Source organism: Thermus sp. KWY1 (assembly GCF_057547025.1).
In genome coordinates, this window is the sequence record NZ_BAAJPG010000003.1 from 1 (window position 1) to 2,094 (window position 2,094).

Annotated in this window: 2 rRNA genes; both read right to left on the bottom strand. The window is 62.2% G+C overall.

What is annotated here, in order from left to right:
- Window positions 1-6 precede the first annotated feature (6 nt).
- A 5S ribosomal RNA gene (gene rrf / locus AC27GT_RS01110) occupies window positions 7-123 on the bottom strand.
- Window positions 124-205: 82 nt separating this feature from the next.
- A 23S ribosomal RNA gene (locus AC27GT_RS01115) occupies window positions 206-2,094 on the bottom strand; the annotation flags it as partial.

A 2,094-nucleotide genomic window follows, 5' to 3' on the forward strand; every position in this document is an offset into this window, starting at 1 on the left:
AAAAATCCCCCGCACCGACCTACTCTCCCAGGACCCTGCGGTCCCAGTACCATCGGCGCTGGCGCGTTTCACTTCCGTGTTCGGAATGGGAACGGGTGGTTCCACGCCGCTATGGGCACGGGGGATTCTCGTGTTTTGCTTTTCAAAATCCCACGCCGCCTTCGGGCGGCAGGGGATCCAGGCTGGGGTGGTCATCAGGGCAAAAAGGGTCAAGACCTCGGACGATTGGGACCGGTCAGCTCAACGCCTCACGGCGCTTACACCTCCGGCCCATCCACCGGGTAGTCTTCCCGGGTCCTTACCGGCTTCACACCGTGGGAGGCCTCATCTTGGGGCGGGTTTCCCGCTTAGATGCTTTCAGCGGTTATCCCTCCCGCACATGGCTACCCAGCTTATGCCCCTGGAGGGACAGCTGGGAAACCAGAGGTGCGTCCCTTCCGGTCCTCTCGTACTAGGAAGAGCCCCCCTCAAGCCTCCTGCGCCCGTGGCGGATAGAGACCGAACTGTCTCACGACGTTCTGAACCCAGCTCGCGTGCCGCTTTAATGGGCGAACAGCCCAACCCTTGGGACCTTCTTCAGCCCCAGGATGCGACGAGCCGACATCGAGGTGCCAAACCTCCCCGCCGCTGTGGACGCTCGGGGGAGATCAGCCTGTTATCCCCGGGGTAACTTTTATCCGTTGATCGATGGCCCTTCCACACGGGACCACCGGTTCACTAGGCCCGGCTTTCGCCCCTGCTCGGCTTGCAGGCCTCACAGTCAGGCTCCCTTCTACCCTTGCGCTCTCCGGCGGATTTCCGTCCCGCCTGAGGGAACCTTTGGGCGCCTCCGTTACCCTTTAGGAGGCGACCGCCCCAGTCAAACTGCCCGCCAAGCGCTGTCCCCAATCCCTTGGGTTAGGCCCCCAGCCGCATCAGGGTGGTATTTCACCGGCGCCTCCACCGCCCCCGAAAGGGCGGCTTCACAGGCTCCCACCTATCCTACGCAGACGCGACCAAGAGCCAACACCAGGCTGCAGTAAAGCTCCACGGGGTCTTTTCGTCCTGCCACGGGTAGGCCGCATCTTCACGGCCAGTTCAATTTCACCGGGTCCCTCGCCGAGACAGCGCTCCGGTCGTTACGCTTTTCGTGCAGGTCGGAACTTACCCGACAAGGAATTTCGCTACCTTAGGACCGTTATAGTTACGGCCGCCGTTCACCGGGGCTTCGGTTCAGGGCTTGCACCCCTCCCCTTGACCTTCCGGCACCGGGCAAGCGTCGCTCCCTATACCTCCTCTTACGAGTTCGCAGAGAGCTGTGTTTTTGGTAAACAGTCGCCAGAGCCTGTTCACTGCGGCTCGCCCAAAGGCGAGCACCCCTTCTCCCGAAGTTACGGGGCTAACTTGCAAAGTTCCTTGGCGAGGGTTATCCCGCGCGCCTGAGTGCTCTCGCACCCGCCCACCTGTGTCGGTTTCCGGTACGGGTTCCCATGGGTTGTGCTTAGAGGCTTTTCTCGGCTCCCTGGCTTCGGAGGGTTGTCACCCTCACGGGCTTCCCCACCACGCAGAGCACACGGGAGGCGGATTTGCCTGCCTCCCACCCTGCGCTTCTGGCCGGGCTCGTCCATGGCTCCGGTCCCCCTAGCCTAGAGCGTCCCCCCATCGCACCCATGGGAAGGGCCGGAATATTAACCGGCTGCCCTTCGGCTACGCCTCTCGGCCTCACCTTAGGCCCCGCCTAACCCTACGCTGACGACCATTGCGTAGGAACCCTTGGGCTTACGGCGACAGGGATTCTCACCCTGTTTATCGTTACTCATGCCGGCATTCGCACTTCCCTTACCTCCAGCCGCCCTCGCGGACGACCTTCATCGGCATCGGGAACGCTCCCCTACCGCCTGAGGGATCACCCCTCAGACCCGCAGCTTCGGCGCTGGGCTTAAGCCCCGATCATTTTCGGCGCAGCGTCACTCGACCAGTGAGCTATTACGCACTCTTTAAAGGATGGCTGCTTCTAAGCCAACCTCCTGGCTGTCTCAGCAACGCCACATCCTTTCCCACTTAGCCCAGACTTCGGGACCTTAGCTGGCGGTCTCGGTTGTTCCCGCGCTTGGA